Raw genomic sequence first — 18,408 nt, 5'->3', positions numbered from 1 at the left:
ATGTCTACTGCGCCGCCATATGCGCCTGGCCGGCGCGCCCGATCGCCTCGTTAACCGCCAGCACGTTGCGCGCCATGCGTTCGGAAGCCGCGTCGATCATCTTGCCGTCGAGCGCCGCAGCGCCCTTTCCCAGAGCCTCGGCTTCCTTGAGCACCTCAAGGATGCGCCTGGCCCGCGCGACCTCCTTTTCAGGTGGCGAGAAGACGTCGTTGGCGAGTGCGACCTGCGACGGGTGGATCGCCCATTTGCCTTCGATGCCGAGTGCCGCGGCGCGCTTGGCACCGGCGATATAACCCTCCGGATCGGAGAAATCGCCGAACGGCCCGTCGATCGCGCGCAGGCCGTAGGCGCGGCAGGCGACGGTCATCCGCGATAGCGCAAAATGCCACTGGTCGCCGGGATAGTCGGGGTTGAGGCCGCCAATGTTGACGGTGCGCGCCTTGTTGCTGGCCGCATAGTCGGCGACGCCGAAATGCATCGCTTCCAACCGGCCGGGCGTCGCGGCGATCGCCTCGACATTGGCCATGCCGAGCGCGGTCTCGATCAGCGCTTCGAGGCCGACGCGGGTCTTGTAGCCCTTGGCCATCTCGATCTGGTTGACCATCGCCTCGACCATATAGAGGTCAGCCGGAACGCCGACCTTCGGCACCAGAATCGTATCCAGCCGGTCGCCGGCCTGTTCCATCACGTCGACCACGTCGCGGTACATGTAGTGCGCGTCGAGGCCGTTGATGCGCACCGAGACGGTCTTGCCCTTGGCGCGCCAGTCGATGTCGTTGAGCGCCTGGATGATGTTCTTGCGGGCGCGTTCCTTGTCGGGCGGCGCGACGGCATCTTCGATGTCGAGGAAGACGAAGTCGGCGGCGCTGTTCGCCGCCTTGTCGATCATCTCCGGACTGGAGCCGGGAACGGCCAACTCGCTGCGCTGCAGCCGTAGTTTCTTCAGGTGGTTGATCGTGTGGCTCATCGCGGGCTCCCAGCATCGGGCTGTTGCTTTTGCGTCCTATAGTGTTCTTCACAAGCTAGCACGCCTTGGACGCCGGGGTTGTGCTGCCCGACCAGTGATGCCGCACAAGATCTGCATTTTTGCGTCGATAACGCAGCAAATCCTCTTCCCTCGTTCTTTCGTCGCCTAGGAGGCGGTTGCCACCCATTGGGAGCGCAGTAGAAATAACTTAGGTAAGAAGATTTTTTTGAGTTAGTGTGATTTTTGGGATTTGCCCAAATCTGTTTTGGTAAACCGCAGCGACGAGCTAAGCACAAGATCTCCCCCGCCAGGTCACCTATCTTGCAATCACACTTCCCCGCCTTTCGAAGCCCACTGCAATCGTGCGGTATACTTCGAAGTTGAAGTGACAGCCCCGCAAGAAGTTCGCTTAACGTGGCCAACTGCAACTTACCGTTGGCCGCCTCTCGAGGGCTGAGTGTGATTGTGGATGGCCACAGGTGACAATGTCATCTTTGCTTGCTGAACCTTGCCCATGAGACAACAGCGATCAAACGGCGAAAAAACTCAGTCGCATGCCCTTATTCGCAGGAGATCGTCTTGGTGGCCCTCTATCGCGCTGCCAACCGCCGCAGTTGCGCGGCTAATTTGCCGGAAATGAACTGTCGATCGTGAGGTTAGTGATGAAAGGTACCGCAACTGCCGCGTTAAAGGAGCTCAAACGGCAGGACCTCCTCCAAAAGTGCGCCTATGTGAATGGAGCTTGGCTCTCCAAGGCTGAAACGATCTTGGTGGTTGACCCGGCTACTGGCCAGGACTTGGCTCAGGTAGCTGCCTGTGAGGTGTCTGATGTAGATAACGCGGTCAGCTTCGCAAGAACCGCGTTTGAACAATGGCGTAATGTTCTTCCTTGGGAACGGGGCGCATGTCTGCGCAGATGGGCCGCGGGTATGCGCGAGAATGCGGAAGACCTTTCCACCATCATGACCGCTGAACAAGGCAAACCATTGTCCGAGGCGCACGGTGAGATTTTATATGCCGCCAGCTTTCTCGACTGGTTTGCGGCAGAGGGTGAGCGAGCATATGGCGAGACCATCCCGAGCCATCTTGCGGGCAGCCGGCTCTCCGTGCAGATGCAGCCGATCGGAGTGACGGTCGCTATCACGCCTTGGAACTTTCCGTCGGCGATGATCACCAGAAAAGCAGGAGCCGCCTTGGCTGCGGGCTGCACGATGATTGTCAAGCCAGCCCCGGAAACGCCCTTGTCCGCTCTGGCGCTTGCCCGCCTTGCCGAGGAGGCAGGAGTTCCCGCCGGGGTCTTTCAGGTGATCACGGGAGAGGCTGCCCCACTCGCAAAACGGCTATTGGATCATAGCGATGTGCGGGCATTCTCCTTCACGGGCTCGACCGAGGTCGGTCGGATCCTGCTCGAGCAGTCGGCAAAAACCGTGAAGAAGGCTTCACTTGAGCTCGGCGGCAATGCTCCTTTTATCATTTTCGATGATGCCTCCTTGGAGACAGCCGTAGCTGGATGCATAGCAGCCAAATTTGCCACATCCGGCCAGGACTGCCTGGCAGCCAATAGGATCTATGTTCAGCGAGGAAACTATGAGCGCTTCGTGGAAGAATTCGCGAAGGCCACCGGTAAACTGAAAGTCGGGCACGGATTCGAACCCGGTGTCGATATTGGCCCAATGACCAGACCATCCGTCGCCGAAAAGTGCAGACGGCAGGTGTCCGAAGCTGTTTGTTCCGGGGCTCGCATCGCTATTGGCGGACAGGATAGCCCTCTCGGGGGCAATTTCGTTACCCCGACTGTTCTCGCCGATGTCACGGACGACATGCTGGTCGCGAAGGAAGAGACCTTTGGGCCGGTGGCGGCAATCCTTCCGTTCGATGAGGAGACGGAAGTGCTTGCGCGAGCCAACAACTCAGAAATGGGCCTTGCGGCTTACGTTTACACAAAAGATCTCAGCCGCGCCATGCGGCTAACCGATCAGTTGGAGTACGGCATGGTCGCCGTAAACACCCCGAAATTCACCGGCGCTCCCATACCCTTTGGCGGATGGAAACAATCCGGGCTCGGCCGCGAGGGCTCAAGGCATGGTCTCGCCGAATATCTGGAAGCCAAATACGTGTGCATCGGTAATACGGCCTGAAGGGACAGACGCATGAGTATCAACATCAAGGACATCAGCGAGAAGGATAGAAATTCTGTCCTGCATCCTTTCACACAGCTCAAGGATTTTGCCACCGGCAAGCTCGGTGATCCGACCATCATTGAGACGGGCAAAGGCATCCGCATTCAAGATGCGCATGGCAACCAGCTGATCGACGGATTCGCCGGCCTTTATTGCGTCAACGTCGGGTACGGCCGCACCGAAGTCGCCGAAGCGATTTCCCGCCAGGCTTTCCGTCTGGCCTACTATCATTCCTACGCCGCCCACACGACGGATGAGCTCGCAATCCTTTCCGATCGCCTCGTGAAGATGGCGCCGGGCAAAATGAGCAAGGTGTTCTACGGCATGTCCGGCTCGGACGCCAACGAGACGCAGGCCAAGCTCGTCTGGTATTATAATAATAATCTCCGCGGCAAGCCGACTAAGAAGAAGATCATCTCGCGTGAACGCGGCTATCACGGCTGCAGCGTCGTGTCGGGCTCGATGACGGGCATGAGCTTCTATCATGACCACATGGACCTGCCACTTCCGCAGATTGTTCACACCGGTGTTCCGCATCACTACTGGGGCGCCACCCCAGGCGAGTCCGAACGCGAATTTTCAGCGCGGCGCGGCGAGGAACTTGATCAGCTGATCGAGCGGCTGGGGCCAGAAAATGTGGGCGGCTTCATCGGCGAGCCGGTGCTCGGCACCGGCGGCATCACGCCTCCGCCGGAAGGCTACTGGCAAGCAATTCAGGCCGTGCTCAAGAAGCACGACGTGCTGCTCATTGCCGATGAAGTCATCACAGGGTTCGGCCGCACCGGTTCCATGTTCGGCTCGCAGCACTATGGCATCGAACCAGACCTCATCACGGTCGCTAAAGGTTTGACGTCGGCCTACTTCCCGCTTTCAGCGGCAATCGACGGTGAGAAGGTGTATAAGTCCTGGAGGATGGGGCTGACAAGGTCGGCGCATTCTCGCACGGGTACACCTATTCTGGTCATCCCATCGGCGCCGCCGCGGCCAACGCTGTCCTCGACATTGTCGAGAAAGAAGACCTCCCCGGCAATGCACGTGACGGCGCGTTCTTCCAGGCACAGCTGCAGGAAAAGTTCGCGCAGTTGCCGATCGTCGGCGAAGTGCGCGGCGTCGGTCTTATGGGCGCAATCGAATTTGTCGCCGATCGCGACAACAAGAAGCGTTTCGACCCGTCGTTGAAGGTCGGTGCACGCATCTCGAAGGCAGCACGCGACCGTGGCCTGATCGTCCGCGCTATGCCGCATGGTGACATTCTGGGCTTCGCTCCTCCTTTGGTGGCAACAAAGGCTGAAGTGGAAGAGATCGTTGGTATCGCAGGAAGTGCAGTGCGCATTGTTATGGATGAGCTAGCGAGAGAGGGTCTTAGCATTTGAGGCGGGCGACCCGAGCCTGCAATGCCAGAGCTGTCTGCCCGAGGCGGGCATAGCATACTTGGTGGTCACCAGTGACGACGCTAGTGCAGATCAATGGATAGTTAGCGGGAGAACCATCGGCCCCGACTGCGGTGGCAGCGCCAATCCAATGAACGAAGCCGGTCGCCCTATTTTGGCATGGCCGCAACGAGAGATCAGGCTAGCAGAGAAGGAACTCCCGGGTTGCTAGACTCACAGTCGACCTGCCGAAATTTTTGCTTTTACCTTCTACCGGCCTTTTCGCTGCAGGCGTTCTCGTCGGCAGTAGAAGCGCTGAGGCTCGCCAACGAAGTGTTGGGGCGTGAAGTGTATAGCTGGCAGATCGTTTCGGACGACGGGGAGCCCGTGGCCTCAAGTTGCGGGTTGTTGGTGTCGGCCGGATCGTCGTTGTCGTTCGAACGTGAAAGATTTCGTCGATCAATCTCAACACCCGCCGTCGTCGTCGTCGGCGCCCATAATGCTCCTGACTCGCACAAACAGCTTGAAGCCTGGTTACGCGAGTGCAGAAACCACCGCAGTTGCCTGGTAGGCATATGTAGCGGCACGATAGTGCTTGCTCGAGCTGGGGTTGCACAAGGGCGGCGTTGCGCGGTTCACTGGGAACAGTTTCCTATATTCTCTGAGCGCTTTCCGGATGTGTCCGCCGCTCAAACTGCCTTTGAGCGGGATGGAGACCTGTACACCTGCGCCGGGGGGGATGCTCCCTTCGACATGTTTTTAGATTTGGTTGACCATCACCATGGCACGATAGTCGTCAATCGTATTTGTGAAAAAGCTATCGCGTGCAGGACCCGTTCAGCGGGTGACCGCCAACGTTTGCCACTCCACTCACGAGTGCAACTAAACCATCGGGCGGTCATCAAGATAATCGAGGAGATGGAGGCAAACCTTACGGAGCCATTGCTATTGGACGAACTTGTGGGATCAGCCGGCCTTTCCCGACGTCAAATCGAGCGGCTGTTTAGGAGTGAACTGGGATGTTCTCCAAGCCGTTATTATTTGGATCTTCGCCTGGAACGGGCGCATCTGCTGCTCATCAGTTCCCGACTGCCGGTCGTCGAGATAGCGATGGCTTGCGGCTTTATCTCCGCATCGCACTTCTCAAAAGCGTACCGCGACGCCTACGGGTGCGCGCCGCATCAATCACGACTGCCAGTTCACCAACGAAAAAAAACGCGGTCGAGCGCGCCGGAAGAAAATAGAATCAGGAAAATCGATCGGAGGCTAAGTTACGAACGAGTGCCTAACTGCCACTAGCAGAGCGTTGTTCTGTGAAGACGGTTATGGCGCTGGTGGTGGTGATGGGCTCACGTCGATGAGCTCATGTCGATTGTCAGGTTCGAAAACCGGGCTCGCTCTGGGTCGACCCGGGCGCAATAGAAGAGGATTTTCTCAACATGATACCATTGCCATTCCACCCCGACGAATACCGCAGCAGGCTTTCCGCTATCCGCGCGGAAATGGCGCGCCGCAACCTCGATCTTCTCATCGTCAACGACGTCGCCAACCAGCATTACATCACCGGCTATGACGGCTGGTCGTTTTACACGCCGCAGATGGTCCTGGTCCGGCTCGCCGACGAGGAGCCGGTCTGGATCGGTCGCGCCATGGATGCCGCCGGCGGGTTGCTGACGGCTTGGATGAAGCCGGAGAACATCGTCGGTTTTCCCGAAGATCATGTCCAGCGCACCGACCGTCATCCGATGGACTGGATTGCCGCCTGGATCGACAGGAAGGGCTGGGGGCGCGGCAATATCGGCATCGAGCTTGAAGCCTACTACTATTCGCCAAAGGCGCATGCGCGCCTGACAGCGGGCCTGCCAAACGCAGTGTTCCACGACGCCGACCTTCTGGTGAACTGGATCCGCAGCGTCAAATCGGAAGCCGAGATCGGCTACCTACGCAAAGCCTCGCGTCTTGCCGAGGCGGCGGTCACCGCGGCATATGAGGTGATAGCGCCAGGCGTTCGCGAGTGCGACGCCATCGCCAAAATCCAGGCCGCTCAGGTGGCTGGATCGCCGGATTTCGCCGGCGACATCACCGCCCTGCCACCGACAATACTGGGGGGCGAAAATGCATCGGCGCCGCACATCATGTGGAGCGATCGTCGCTTTGGCCACAACGAAACCGTCGCGCTCGAGCTGGCCGGTGTCGTTCGTCGCTATGCCGCCGGTCTGGCGCGGACGCTTCAGCTGGGCGCCATGCCAGCCAAGGTCGGCGACACCGGCAAGGCCGTGCTCGAAGGCCTGGAGGCCGTGCTTTCGACCATCAGGCCTGGCGTCTTGGCGGAGGACATCGAGGCGAGTTGGCGCAAGGTCATCCAGAGCTACGGCCTGAAGAAGGAATCCCGCATTGGCTATTCGATTGGCGCGGCCTATCCGCCAGACTGGGGCGAGCACACGATTAGCCTGCGCCAAGGGGATAAGACAATCCTGAAGCCAGGCAATGTCCTTCATTCGATCCTCGGCATGTGGATGGACGGCTGGGGGATCGAAGTGAGCGAAACCATCCTCGTCACCGCTGACGGCTGCGAGACTCTGACCAGCTTCCCGCGAGAGATCCATGTCAAGCACTGATCGGCAATGATGGATCCCCCGCTGGGACGCCGATCGACCGCCAACTCCATCGCAATTCGGCAACCGTCGAGCAAAGAGAGCGATGCGCCGGCCTTAATCAGTGTTCGAAGAAGCCGGTTCAGCGGCATGAGGCAGAGGCCAGCTTCGGTATTGCCGTCGAAGCCGTCGTGGCTGCCGGTGCCGCGCCTTTAGTCTAGACTAGCGTACGTTCAGCTTCTTGCGGCGCGCCCCGCGCGCGCGACCGACGTAGCGGCGGGCTCGATCGACTTGGGAAGGGCGACGCCCAGGGTCTGGCAACCGACGCTAGACGTTTGATCCAGGTTTTGATGCGGCCTGTCCTCCGAATCCGGGGATGCGCTATGGGCCGGGTTCTTCATGGGAGCGCCACGACGACAGCGGTGTTCCGTCGAGCGATACAGGCATAAGACATGAGAGAGCCTGAAAGCGTTATCAAGCTTACCCATCATCGAGAAGAATGACTCTGCATCAGGTCCCGGCATAACCCAATCAAGTATGCAGGGTCTGCTCGGGCTCGGCTTTGGCGTCGCCACGCAAAATTGGCACGGAGCTTGTCCACCTTTGGAAGCTTAGCCCCTCACGCCGCAGGAATTGCCAAACGGTGTCATGTGAGACCTTCACACCATGTGCCTCAAGCTCGGCTTTCAACTGATGTAGTGTCAAATGCGGGGCCTTGTCGATTCGCTCCTGAATGAAATCCCGGTGAGGTTCCAGAACTCGCTTTCGGCGGCCACCCATCTTGCGAGGCTCGATAGAACCGCTCATTCGGTAGCGCTGCGACCATTTAACGGCGGAAGAAACTGCAATCCCAAAACGAGCCGCAACCGACCGGCAGCTCTCGCCAGCTTCAATCGCAAGTACGATGCGCTCGCGCAGGCTCTTGGAGAGGGGTGCTGTCATTCAAGCTTCAGTCCTGGTTAATCTTGATAATGCGAACCTAGGCAAGAACTGAACCCCGGTACGTTTCACCGCTCTGAGGTTCTATGTCAAATTCAGTTTGCCGACATCTTACGACAAGATGGTCTCGCTATCAGATGCACTTAGAACGTCAGACCCCTAAGGCGTCTGCGCCGTAGCAAGCTCTGAAGTGGAGGCATGCTGGCCTTCATGAGACCAATCTTTGCCCAGCAATAAAATGGGCGGAGTTGGACAGCAGCGGTCCTTTCGCGACGGATGTCGCGCAAAGCGCCACTTGCCAGACTGACTGGCCATCGCCTTCGGGCAACGAGAGGAACTGCGCCTCGATCCATCAAAGCCTCTAGGCCAAAACTTCGCTGACCGGTCGGGACGGGACTGAACGCTCCATGACCGTAGTCCCTCAGCGGGTCAAGGCCATGCAATCGGGGACGAAGGCTCAATGCGGATCTTTCAAACCGCTTCCTTGACGGCAGAGAGGAACTGCTTGGTGCGGTCGCGCTGTGGGCTGGTGAACAATATTTGCGGGGGCGCCTGCTCCTCTATCGAGCCACCATAAAAGAAGCACACGCGGTCAGAGATGTCGCGAGCAAAGCCCATCTGATGCGTGACCATGATCATGGTTAGATTGTGCTCGGCGACTAGCTTTCGAATGACATGTGTCACCTCGCCGATGACTTCGGGGTCGAGGGCGGAAGTGACTTCGTCGAAAAGCATCACCTTGGGCCGCATCGCCAACGCGCGGGCTATGGCGACGCGCTGTTGTTGTCCTCCTGATAGACGGGAAGGATGCTGGTCACGCTTGTCGATCATACCCACCATTTTCAGGAGCTCTTCGGATCGCTCGAGCGCCTCTTTCCTCGAAAGCCCCAGTACCTGGACTGGGCCTTCCATGCAGTTTTGGATCGCGGTCATATGCGGAAACAGGTTGAAGTGCTGGAAACACATCCCGATCGAGGAGCGAATCTTCCGCTGGTATCGCTCGTCTGCCGGCACAAGGGCCCCATCGCGGGGCATGTGTGTCAATGGCTTGCCGTCAACGTATATCACGCCGCCATTGATAGTTTCGAGTGTCATAAGGGCCCGCAACACCGTGGTCTTCCCGGACCCCGAGGGTCCTATAATGGTAACCATCTCGCCTTCGGCCACGTCAAAATCGAGGTGGCTGATGACGTTGAGCCTTCCGTAGCTCTTGCTGACGTTCATGAACCGGACCATGGGGCGGTCATGCTCCGGCAGTTCAAGGGGATAGTCGGTATTGCTCATGCTACAGTCCTAGTCTCAGCCGCAGCCGTCGTTCGAACATCCTGACGAGTCCGGCCGTCGGAAGCGAGATCAAGAGGAAAATCAGGCCAACCAATGTAAAAGGTTCCAGATACCTGTAGTTCTCGGACCCTAACGCATTGGCCGTGTGCATTAGCTCCATGACACCAATTACCGACAGCATGGGCGTGTCCTTGAGGATGCCCACCAGGTAGTTGCCGAGGCCTGGCACCGCAGGCGCAAGCGCCTGCGGGATGATGATGCGTACATAGGTGACGCGGGGGGACATGTTCAGCGCACGGCACACTTCCCATTGCCCGGGAGCCACGGAATTGAGGCCGGCGCGGTAAACCTCCGAGAGATAGGCCGAATAGTGCAGACCGATCGCAAAGATGCCGGATACCCAGGGCGACAGGAAAATCCCGAACTGGGGTCCGACGTAGAAAACAAAGAAAATCTGCAGGACCAAGGGCGTGGACCGGATGAATTCAATCAGCTCCCTGACGACAAATGTCAGTGCGGGCCACTTTGTGCGTTGTGCAAGAGCGAGCAGCAGGCCACCGACCAGAGCAATTGCATACCCGACCCCGGCCGCAATCAACGTGTTGAGGGTAGCCCACAACAACTGTGGCAGGATCTCCCACGTAAAGTCCCAGCGCCAGTTGAATGTCATGCCCTTCCAAGCCTCCGGGCAACCAAGCGTTCCGCCCAGCGCATCATCGGGGTTATGAGGAACCTGGCAAGGATGTAGTAGATAATCAAAGCTGTTCCAAACGCCTGCGCCGACAGATAGGTTGAGGCGTTGATCTGGCGTGTCTGGAACATGAGATCGGCGACCGAGATGAGGGACACCAGGGCGGTTCCCTTGAGAAGCTCGATCAGGAGATTACCCCAAGGCGGAAGCATGATCGCCAGCGCTTGCGGCAATATGATCCTGCGCATCCTCACGCCCTGCGGCATCGACAGCGCGGTTCCCGCTTCCCACTGTCCGCGCGGAACTGACTCAATGGCGCCGCGGACAATCTCGGCGCCATAGGCACCGATATTGAGGCCGACGGATATGTAGCCGGCTGTGAAATTCGGAAGCGTTATACCAAACAGCGGCAACACGAAGAAAATCCAATATAGCTGCACCAGCAGCGACGTTCCGCGGAACACTTCAATGTAAATCACCGACGCCCCGCGGACCAGCGGGTTTCTCGAAATCTTTCCAAGTCCTGCCACATGGGCGACCAAGATCGCTATGAGAGCAGCGAGCAGGAACTGCGCGCATGTGACCAACGTCCCCTGTAAGAGTGCATGGCCATAGCTTTGGAGAAACTCCAAGATTGACATTCACCATCCTCTTTACGCATCGAAAGTAAGACCTAGTCCGGAATGCCACCGTCAGTGAAGGGCGCTAGCTCTGCGGTCCTGCCTCTTGAGCGTAGGGTCGTATCTCAGAGCTCACGTGACCCGACAAATGTCCTTCCATAACCCTCCGTCTGGCCGTCAAGGTAGCACGCTTCCAAATCCGGTTCGGGCTCCTATGGCTGGCGCTCCGCAGGAAAACTGCGTCCTTTTGGTTATTGGCGCACAATCCGACCGTTGAAACACCTGTTCCGTTGGGGGCAGCGGCAGGGGGAGACATATGCGTCAACCCGGCGGGAAGCCTTACCCAGCAACTCGGCATCCACACATCAATGACCTGGCTGGCGAGCGGCCGGCGGCGACCCCTCCCCGGAATACGAGAACTCGCGTGATCTCACATTCACAGGAGGCATCAGGGTGGCGAGGTGCAATGCGCGACATAGCAAGCTGCGGGTCCCGACGCGGAACGTCCGCATCGCTGGAGCTTTAACGCAAGCGTTCCCCAACGACGCCAAGGCCTGTCCGTAGGGCAGCGCGGTACCCGTTCGAGGTCGTCGGAAACTTCAGAATGATGTCCAGGAAATTCTGCTCGAAAAGAGGGAGTGGTGGTGCCGCGGACCAGACATATGACCTAAGCCGCAACAAGATGAACAATTTTCAATCCCTCAACCTGGCAGCCGTGGCCCTCTGATCAGCCCATCGCGTCCGGCGCCACGTTCGCGCAACGAAAAAGTAGATCTTGGCAAATGCCGGCGTCTCGGCCGCCACACCCAACGTGTGGCGGATGGCGAACAGCTGCGGGCGACAACTAGGTCAATTGGAGCTGTTGCGGACGCTGTTGCCCGAACCAGACAAGGGTTGTGAGATCCGGATGCCAATATTTCTGGTCTGCACGTAGCCATCAAGGGCTTCCTGGCCCTTTTCCCTACCGTAGCCAGACTGCTTCACTCCACCGAACGGCGTTTCTACGCCGCCGACGTACCATCCATTCACGTACACTTGGCCAGCCCAAAGGCGATCCGCGCTCCAAAGAGCCCGGTCGATATCCCGGGTGAAAACGCCCGCTGCCAAGCCTTGGTCGGTATCGTTTGCCAGTTCGATCCCTTTTATCGGCTCATCGAAAGCAGTAACGGAAAGAACATGGCCGAAGACTTCTTTCTGGAAAAGACTACTATCAGGCGCGACGTCGGAAAATACAGTCGGCGCCATGAAATAGCCGCTTCGCTCCGAAAGGGCAGTTCCGCCGGCCACAAGCCGTGCCCCTTGCGACAGTGCCATCCGGCAGGCGCTCTCGACCCGCTCTCGCTGCTTTTGAGAGATCAACGGGGTGATGTCGCAGTTTTCGCGTCCTGGCCCTATTGAGAGTCCTTCGACGCAGGCCTTCACTCTTTCTAAGGTTTCATCAGCAATTGAACGCTCTACAAGCAATCTTGTTAGGTTGTTGCAATTCTGGCCAGCATTTAGATAGGTTCCGATACGCACCGCTTCCACGACGGCATCGAAATCGGCATCGGAATAGACGACAGCGGCCGATTTGCCGCCCAGCTCCATGATGCAGGGGACGATGCGCTCCGCTGCAGCCTTGAGGACGGTTCGCCCGGTTGCCATGGAGCCCGTAAAGACGATGTGGCGAACATCGGGATGATCGATCAGCGCCTGGCCTGCCGTCTGGCCGTAGCCAGTGAGCACGTTTACGGCTCCGGCAGGCAGGCCCGCGGTCTCACAGGCGCGAGCAAGTTCTATGCCTGATAAAGGAGCCAGTTCGGGGGACTTCACTACCACTGAGTTACCAGTTGCAATGGCGCAAGCAAGCGAACGGGCCGTCAGTTCGAGGGGGCCGTTCCAAGGAACGATATGGGCTGACACTCCGAAGGGGCTTCTGACCGTATAGTCAACAAGACCCTCCCCTCGCGGAATAGAGCGACCTTCGAGCTTATCCGCCAAGCCAGCGTAGTAACGCAGGTATCTGACGGCGGTCCGAACCTCGCCACGGGCGAGGTCCAACGCCTTTCCAGTCTCTACGCAGTTAATGATCGCGACCTCGTCGCTACGTGCCTCAAGTGCGTCTGCCACGCGGAAAAGCATACGCCCACGGTCGTACGGGTGCATGTCTATCAGGACGCGGTCGCGGAAGACACGGTCGGCGGCAGCAACGGCGAGATGCACTTCTTCAGGTCCTGCCTCTGCAATAACCGCTACCGTCTCCCCGGTTGAAGGGTCATCCACCTCGATCCGTTTGCCAGACGAACAATCCCGCCACTCTCCATCGATGAAATTCTTGATCACTTCAGCGCTCGACATCGAAGTCCTCCAGTTTACCCATTATCCGATCCGAGCCGGTCAAAAGGAGCGCAGGCTTTCGCTCTTGGTGAGCCATTAGAGAGGCTCCTTCGCATTTGCGCGTTTCGGGCCTGCAGAGAATTAGGGTGGCTTGCAGAGGCTCGGGCCTAATTAATATTGGCCCTTTGTGGCCGGACTCAGCTATTCTGGAGCCGAACCTCGAACGGCAAGTCGGCCGCGGTTGCAATGTCCGGGTGGTTCAAAAGGGCGGGGTTGGCAATTTGGGAACTTATCTAGCAGGCTTGAAGACTACAGCATCAGGAGCTGGCCATGGCCGACTATTGGCTTCTCATAGTGCGCGAGCCTCAATGCGTCCCACAGCATAGCCTGGTTTGCAGTTATCACTGGCTTGCCGAGGCGCGCCTCCAGGCGGTCGATTATGCTTGAAGTCCGAAGGAGGGTGCATGGGATGAAAAGAGCTTCAGCCTCAGAGGAATTGAACGAGCAAGAGGCCTCAAAGATACTTTCCGGGGAAAGTCCGGCGATGTCGGAATCGTTTTTGCAGTGGAATGAAGCAGACGCGCAGACCGAAATACCCGACCTGCTGAGGGCCTCGGTGACGACAGCGCCAACCTGATCGATATAAGGTGTGAGCATGGCGATGCGTTTCACACCGAGCCTGTCGAAGGCGCGCAAAGCTCCTGTCATCGGTGAAGTTAAGGAGGCCCCGGGTCGGGCTGTCTGTAGCTCCTCTTCCAGCCTTTTCTGCGAAATGATGGCTGATCCCGATGTACAGGCGTAGGCGAATACTTTGACGACACCTGGCGGGTCGAATAGCTCGCCAACCTTAGCAATCTCATCAACATGGCGGTAGAGGTTTTCGACCGTACTGGGCTCGTGATGCTTCATCCTGGCGGCACAGAAGCTGATGCTGTCATCATGCATCATTCTGCGCAATTCAAGCTCAGTGAGGACGTCATTGGACGGGGTTATCAATCCGATGACGGTCTCAGTTGCCACAGCAGGATATGATGGCTCAACGTGAGTGGTGTAGAACGCAGTCTCACTGGGCATCTCAAAGTTCTCCGTGCGTACGATCCGTTTCGGGACTAAACTCGTACTTTCCGATATGTCATCCCTGGTTTTTCGCAGAGCGGCTGCTGCTGAAATGGGCTGTGCTAGAGGCAGTCGCCCACCTCTAGCACACAAGTTTTCAGCGATGAGCGCAGACCCATTCCGTTGTTGTATCGCCTGGCAACGCCTTCTCGTCGTAACCATCTTCTGCAGCAGCCTTCATCATCTCAGGCGTTCCGAGATAGCGCTTCAGTTCGGTATTGAATTTTGCCACGAAATCTTTGTCTGAATTCCTAAATCCAATACCTATCCAAGCGGACGAATCCTCCGGCATCAAGGCGGGATTGGTGGCCTCCACCTTCCCTCCAGATTTTTTGGCGATATCCTGGACGACTGTATAAGACGTCACTCCAGCGGCTGCTCTATCAGCGATCACCGCTGCAAGAATTTCGGTACCTCCTGGAACCTCCATAATCTGCGATGCGGGCACGCCCAGCTTCTTAGCGATCTCGATGCCAGCGTAGCCTGCCCCAGTCACCATGGTCGCACTCTTAGTCACTAAATCCTTGTATGTAGTGATTTGTTCCGGATTTCCGGATTTCACCATGAAGACATCTGTTTCTTTGGAAACAGGTTCCGAGAATGTTATGTTGTCGCACCTTTTTTTATTGATATACATGCCACCTGTAATTAAATCCAACCGGCCGGCTTGGAGCCCCGGGATCAACCCACCCCAATCGGTCACCACAGGCTCGATATTGGTGTAACCCATTGAACGAAGAACCCCTTCGGCAATGGCGTTCACGTACCCCAGAGGCTTGTTGCCCTCACCAGGATATGCCTGTGGCGGCTCGGAAGCAAAGCCGAGACGAATTGTCTTGCCGCTTGCCACGCGATCAGCAAGCTCACCTGTGTAAGCGGGCGCCGTCAGACCAACGACGACGAGCCCCATGCTCAGAAAAATCTTGATTATACGTTCCATTTTGTTCCCTTTTCTTATTCTGTTGAACACGCGCCTCTCGGCGGCGATGGGCGTTCTTCCTTGCGCTTCGAGCAAGAAACGCTTGCATCAGGTATGATAGGCCATTTTAATTGCGCCTTTCTGCGAAGAACGCGGCTCTTGGGCGTTGCAGCTGCAAAACCTCCCGCCCTAGCGCAGAGATCCTGCGTGCGCGAGCAGCATCGAAACAGATCACTGATAGGGCTGAGCAGATCGGTGGAATGGTGCGGAAGGCACGGGGAGCATCTTCGCAAGGCGAGAGACCTGAGCCTCAGCCGGCACTTCCGTGTCTCCGATAGCTTCAGCCGCGCCGGAAGACAATCTCTGGATCTTGAAGGCGGTCGTCGAGGGGCGCGAGGGCGAGCAAAAGGCCGCCGACCAGAGCAATTGCATACCCGACCCCGGCCGCAATCAACGTGTTGAGGGTAGCCCACAACAACTGTGGCAGGATCTCCCACGTAAAGTCCCAGCGCCAGTTGAATGTCATGCCCTTCCAAGCCTCCGGGCAACCAAGCGTTCCGCCCAGCGCATCATCGGGGTTATGAGGAACCTGGCAAGGATGTAGTAGATAATCAAAGCTGTTCCAAACGCCTGCGCCGACAGATAGGTTGAGGCGTTGATCTGGCGTGTCTGGAACATGAGATCGGCGACCGAGATGAGGGACACCAGGGCGGTTCCCTTGAGAAGCTCGATCAGGAGATTACCCCAAGGCGGAAGCATGATCGCCAGCGCTTGCGGCAATATGATCCTGCGCATCCTCACGCCCTGCGGCATCGACAGCGCGGTTCCCGCTTCCCACTGTCCGCGCGGAACTGACTCAATGGCGCCGCGGACAATCTCGGCGCCATAGGCACCGATATTGAGGCCGACGGATATGTAGCCGGCTGTGAAATTCGGAAGCGTTATACCAAACAGCGGCAACACGAAGAAAATCCAATATAGCTGCACCAGCAGCGACGTTCCGCGGAAGATCTCTATGTAGACAACGCTTACACTTCGGACTAGCCACTTGCTCGACAGTTTGCCGATGCCTGCGGCCCCGGCGGCAGCTACAGCGACCAGCGTAGCAAGCAGGAACTGCGCGCATGTGACCAAGGTCCCCTGTAAGAGCGCCTGGCCATAGCTTTGGAGAAACTCCAAGATTGACATTCGCCATCCTGCGTCAGACACGGCCGGGAGGCAAGGCTCCGGCCGTGTCTGCGCGGGGTCAGCGGTTGGCGCAAACCCACTCCGCGCTCTTGTCACTTGGTAGCAGCTTTGCGTCGTAACCATAAGGCTCGACAGCCTTCATCATCTCGGGAGTACCGATGTATTTTTTCTGAGCCTCGTTGAACTTCTCCACAAAGTCCTTGTCCGACTCTCGGAAGGCTATGCTCACCCAGTTTTGAGTTGATTCTGGCATTGCATCCGGGTCGGTCACGTCAAGTTTTCCACCCGATTTGCCAGCCACAGATCGAGACAACAGGTATCCCGATGCCCCGGCATCTGCTCGTCCCGCCTCGACCGCTGCAAGAATTTCAGTCTGTCCCGGCACTTGCATGATTTGAGCTTCCGGAACCCCTGCCTTTTTCGCTTGCTCTATATTGCTATATCCTATGCCGGTCACCATAGTCGCGCCCTTGGCTGCAATATCTGCATAATTGTGCAGCCCGTTAGGATTGCCAGCTTTGACGATAAGTGCGTCTGTCACTTTCGCCAAAGGCTCGGAAAATGTCACGCTTTGGCATCTTGATTTAAGGATGTAGAGACCCCCCGTAGCCATATCAAAACGTCCAGACTGCAGTCCGGGTATAAGTCCGCCCCAATCTGTCACGACGGTCTCTACGTTTTCGTAACCCATATGCTTAAGGACGCCAAGAGTAATCGCGTTTACAAACCCTACTGGGTGACCATTACTGTCCGGAAAGGCGAACGGCTCTTCGTTCGCGAAGCCGATGCGGATGGACTTGCCGCTGGCGATACGGTCGGTTAGTTCTCCTGCGTGGACCTGAAAAGCGGCAAGCGCGACGGCAAGGCCCAAGCCAGCCGCAAGGTATGAAAGTCTGATCTTCATTTCTCGTTCCCTTCTTATTTGTTGAATTATCCAGCAGCCCGGGATGGGCGTTTCCAGCTTTGTAGAAGTGTCTTTTTTTGCAGAAGCTGATCTCCTATTTTGTTGAGTAAGGCGATTGCCGCATCGTCCGGGTCCGCCAAGCCGTTATTCGAAAAGTTGATGGGCTAATAATCAGTCGATAACAACCAAGCGGCGCTCCACATCGCAGAAGCGCTGGCCGCCCTTCGCGGTAACCACGAAAGGCTCCGAGATCGCTGCGCCAAAATCGTCGAGCCACACTCCGGATTGGAAGTGGAAGCACATTCCTTCCTGCAACAGCGTTGTTTCACCCGCGCGGATGCTGATAGTGCGTTCGCCCCAGTCCGGCGGGTAGCCAACTCCGATTGAGTAGCCGACGCGGCTGTCTTTGCTGTAGCCATTCCGTTTCAGTGTACGTTGGAACATGGCGGCTACCTCTTCGACGGCCATGCCCGGCTTGGCCGCTTCGAGTGCGAGGTCGCCGCCTTCAACTATCACGGAGGCCAGACGCGAGATTTCTTGTGGCGGCTGTCCGACGTGAATTGTGCGGGTGAGGGGCGTGTTATAATGACGACGTGCAGCGCCAAGCTCCATCACAACCAGGGCTGACTCGGGGATCGCCTGGCCCGTCCATGTGAGGTGGCAAGTGCTCGTCCCTTCACCAATCTGGATTAGGGGACACAGACCCGTGTAGTCGCCAAACTTGCCCTCGCCCAAAATCTGATTGCGGTAAATGTCCCCTACGACCTCATAGTCGCGCACCCCCGGCTTGAGCTTCGCAATCGCCTCTCGCATGGTTCTGCTGATGATGCGGCCCGCCTCTCGCATATAGACAAGCTCGGCTTCTGACTTGACGAGCCTCGCCCAGTTTACAAGTTCCCGACTGTCCGAGATCTTCGCATTGGGCAGGCCTCTAACGAGGTGCTGATGGGCCCGCGCGGTGTAGTAGTGAGTGTCGAGCTCGACGCCGATGCGGTCGGAACCCCACCCTTTGGATTTGATGAGGCCGCACAAATCATCGAAAGGATGATTTTCCGGATGGTGAACCAAAGTCTCCGCGAATCTGAAGATGTTCTCGGCCGGAAGGTTTGTTGTAACAGTAGCTGACTTTGCGTCGATCGGGCGCCCGAACCACAGAGGCATATCCTCGTTGACATGGACCAGCACTGCCTGCGGCGTGTAGAAGGACCAACTGTCGTAGCCCGTAAGCCAGTACATATTGGCTGGATCCTGGCAGATGAGGAGATCAAGACCAGCTTTTTGTATCCGCTTCTTCGTGTCCTGGACGCGCCGGTCGAACTC

14 protein-coding genes and 2 pseudogenes are annotated in these 18,408 nt (G+C 57.6%); 4 read left to right on the top strand and 12 right to left on the bottom strand.

Going from position 1 to position 18,408, the window contains the following annotated elements; all coding sequences use genetic code 11:
- Nucleotides 1–4: 4 nt before the first annotated feature.
- Nucleotides 5–967 carry an HpcH/HpaI aldolase/citrate lyase family protein gene (locus LB577_RS28720; RefSeq protein WP_224689876.1) on the bottom strand — a complete coding sequence of 321 codons (963 nt, stop codon included), beginning with the start codon at nt 965–967 and terminating at the stop codon, nt 5–7.
- A gap of 662 nt (nt 968–1,629) precedes the next feature.
- Between LB577_RS28720 and LB577_RS28715 the strand changes: the two genes are divergently transcribed.
- From LB577_RS28715 to LB577_RS28700, 4 genes and pseudogenes are all read left to right on the top strand, one after another.
- Nucleotides 1,630–3,105: an NAD-dependent succinate-semialdehyde dehydrogenase gene (locus LB577_RS28715; protein ID WP_224689875.1), complete on the top strand. Its 1,476-nt coding sequence runs from the start codon at nt 1,630–1,632 to the stop codon at nt 3,103–3,105.
- Nucleotides 3,106–3,117: 12 nt separating this feature from the next.
- Nucleotides 3,118–4,520 (top strand): annotated as a pseudogene (locus LB577_RS28710) (aminotransferase).
- A 177-nt stretch (nt 4,521–4,697) separates the two neighbouring features.
- Nucleotides 4,698–5,816, top strand: coding sequence for a GlxA family transcriptional regulator (locus LB577_RS28705; protein WP_224689874.1), 1,119 nt, complete (start codon nt 4,698–4,700; stop codon nt 5,814–5,816).
- Nucleotides 5,817–5,956: 140 nt separating this feature from the next.
- The gene (locus tag LB577_RS28700; protein WP_224689873.1) at nt 5,957–7,135 is read left to right on the top strand and encodes a M24 family metallopeptidase; all 1,179 of its coding nucleotides are present in this window, start codon (nt 5,957–5,959) and stop codon (nt 7,133–7,135) included.
- 576 nt (nt 7,136–7,711) lie between these two features.
- Here LB577_RS28700 and LB577_RS28695 read toward each other — a convergent pair.
- The 11 genes and pseudogenes from LB577_RS28695 to LB577_RS28645 form a co-directional block, all read right to left on the bottom strand.
- Nucleotides 7,712–8,053: pseudogene (locus tag LB577_RS28695) on the bottom strand (helix-turn-helix domain-containing protein); the annotation flags it as partial.
- Between the two features lie 468 nt (nt 8,054–8,521).
- Complete coding sequence (gene ehuA, locus LB577_RS28690) at nt 8,522–9,334, bottom strand: ectoine/hydroxyectoine ABC transporter ATP-binding protein EhuA (RefSeq protein ID WP_283257905.1); 813 nt, start codon at nt 9,332–9,334, stop codon at nt 8,522–8,524.
- 1 nt (nt 9,335) lies between these two features.
- Nucleotides 9,336–10,004, bottom strand: coding sequence for an ectoine/hydroxyectoine ABC transporter permease subunit EhuD (ehuD, locus tag LB577_RS28685; RefSeq protein WP_126057679.1), 669 nt, complete (start codon nt 10,002–10,004; stop codon nt 9,336–9,338).
- A complete protein-coding gene (gene ehuC, locus LB577_RS28680; protein ID WP_224689872.1) occupies nt 10,001–10,666 on the bottom strand; it encodes an ectoine/hydroxyectoine ABC transporter permease subunit EhuC in 666 nt (221 codons plus the stop codon). Before ehuC (LB577_RS28680) ends, ehuD begins: the two co-directional genes overlap by 4 nt.
- Before the next feature lie 828 nt (nt 10,667–11,494).
- Complete coding sequence (locus LB577_RS28675; RefSeq protein ID WP_224689871.1) at nt 11,495–12,982, bottom strand: aldehyde dehydrogenase family protein; 1,488 nt, start codon at nt 12,980–12,982, stop codon at nt 11,495–11,497.
- Between the two features lie 288 nt (nt 12,983–13,270).
- Nucleotides 13,271–14,035 (bottom strand): hypothetical protein, encoded by a 765-nt coding sequence (locus LB577_RS28670; protein ID WP_224689870.1) that lies wholly within the window; start codon nt 14,033–14,035, stop codon nt 13,271–13,273.
- 139 nt (nt 14,036–14,174) lie between these two features.
- Nucleotides 14,175–15,017 (bottom strand): transporter substrate-binding domain-containing protein, encoded by an 843-nt coding sequence (locus LB577_RS28665; protein WP_224689869.1) that lies wholly within the window; start codon nt 15,015–15,017, stop codon nt 14,175–14,177.
- 319 nt (nt 15,018–15,336) lie between these two features.
- Nucleotides 15,337–15,522 carry a hypothetical protein gene (locus LB577_RS28660; RefSeq protein ID WP_224689868.1) on the bottom strand — a complete coding sequence of 62 codons (186 nt, stop codon included), beginning with the start codon at nt 15,520–15,522 and terminating at the stop codon, nt 15,337–15,339.
- On the bottom strand, nt 15,519–16,184 hold the full coding sequence (gene ehuC, locus LB577_RS28655) for an ectoine/hydroxyectoine ABC transporter permease subunit EhuC (RefSeq protein ID WP_224689867.1): 666 nt from the start codon (nt 16,182–16,184) through the stop codon (nt 15,519–15,521). Before ehuC (LB577_RS28655) ends, LB577_RS28660 begins: the two co-directional genes overlap by 4 nt.
- 58 nt (nt 16,185–16,242) lie before the next feature.
- Nucleotides 16,243–17,088, bottom strand: coding sequence for an ectoine/hydroxyectoine ABC transporter substrate-binding protein EhuB (gene ehuB, locus LB577_RS28650; RefSeq protein ID WP_224689866.1), 846 nt, complete (start codon nt 17,086–17,088; stop codon nt 16,243–16,245).
- Between the two features lie 171 nt (nt 17,089–17,259).
- On the bottom strand, nt 17,260–18,408 hold a 1,149-nt coding region (locus LB577_RS28645), incomplete at its 5' end, for a M24 family metallopeptidase (protein WP_224689865.1).

Source organism: Mesorhizobium sp. B283B1A (assembly GCF_020165735.1).
GTDB classification, from domain to species: domain Bacteria; phylum Pseudomonadota; class Alphaproteobacteria; order Rhizobiales; family Rhizobiaceae; genus Mesorhizobium; species Mesorhizobium opportunistum.
The sequence above is the reverse complement of the archived record's forward strand: the minus strand, read 5'-3'. Positions and strand labels throughout refer to the sequence as shown.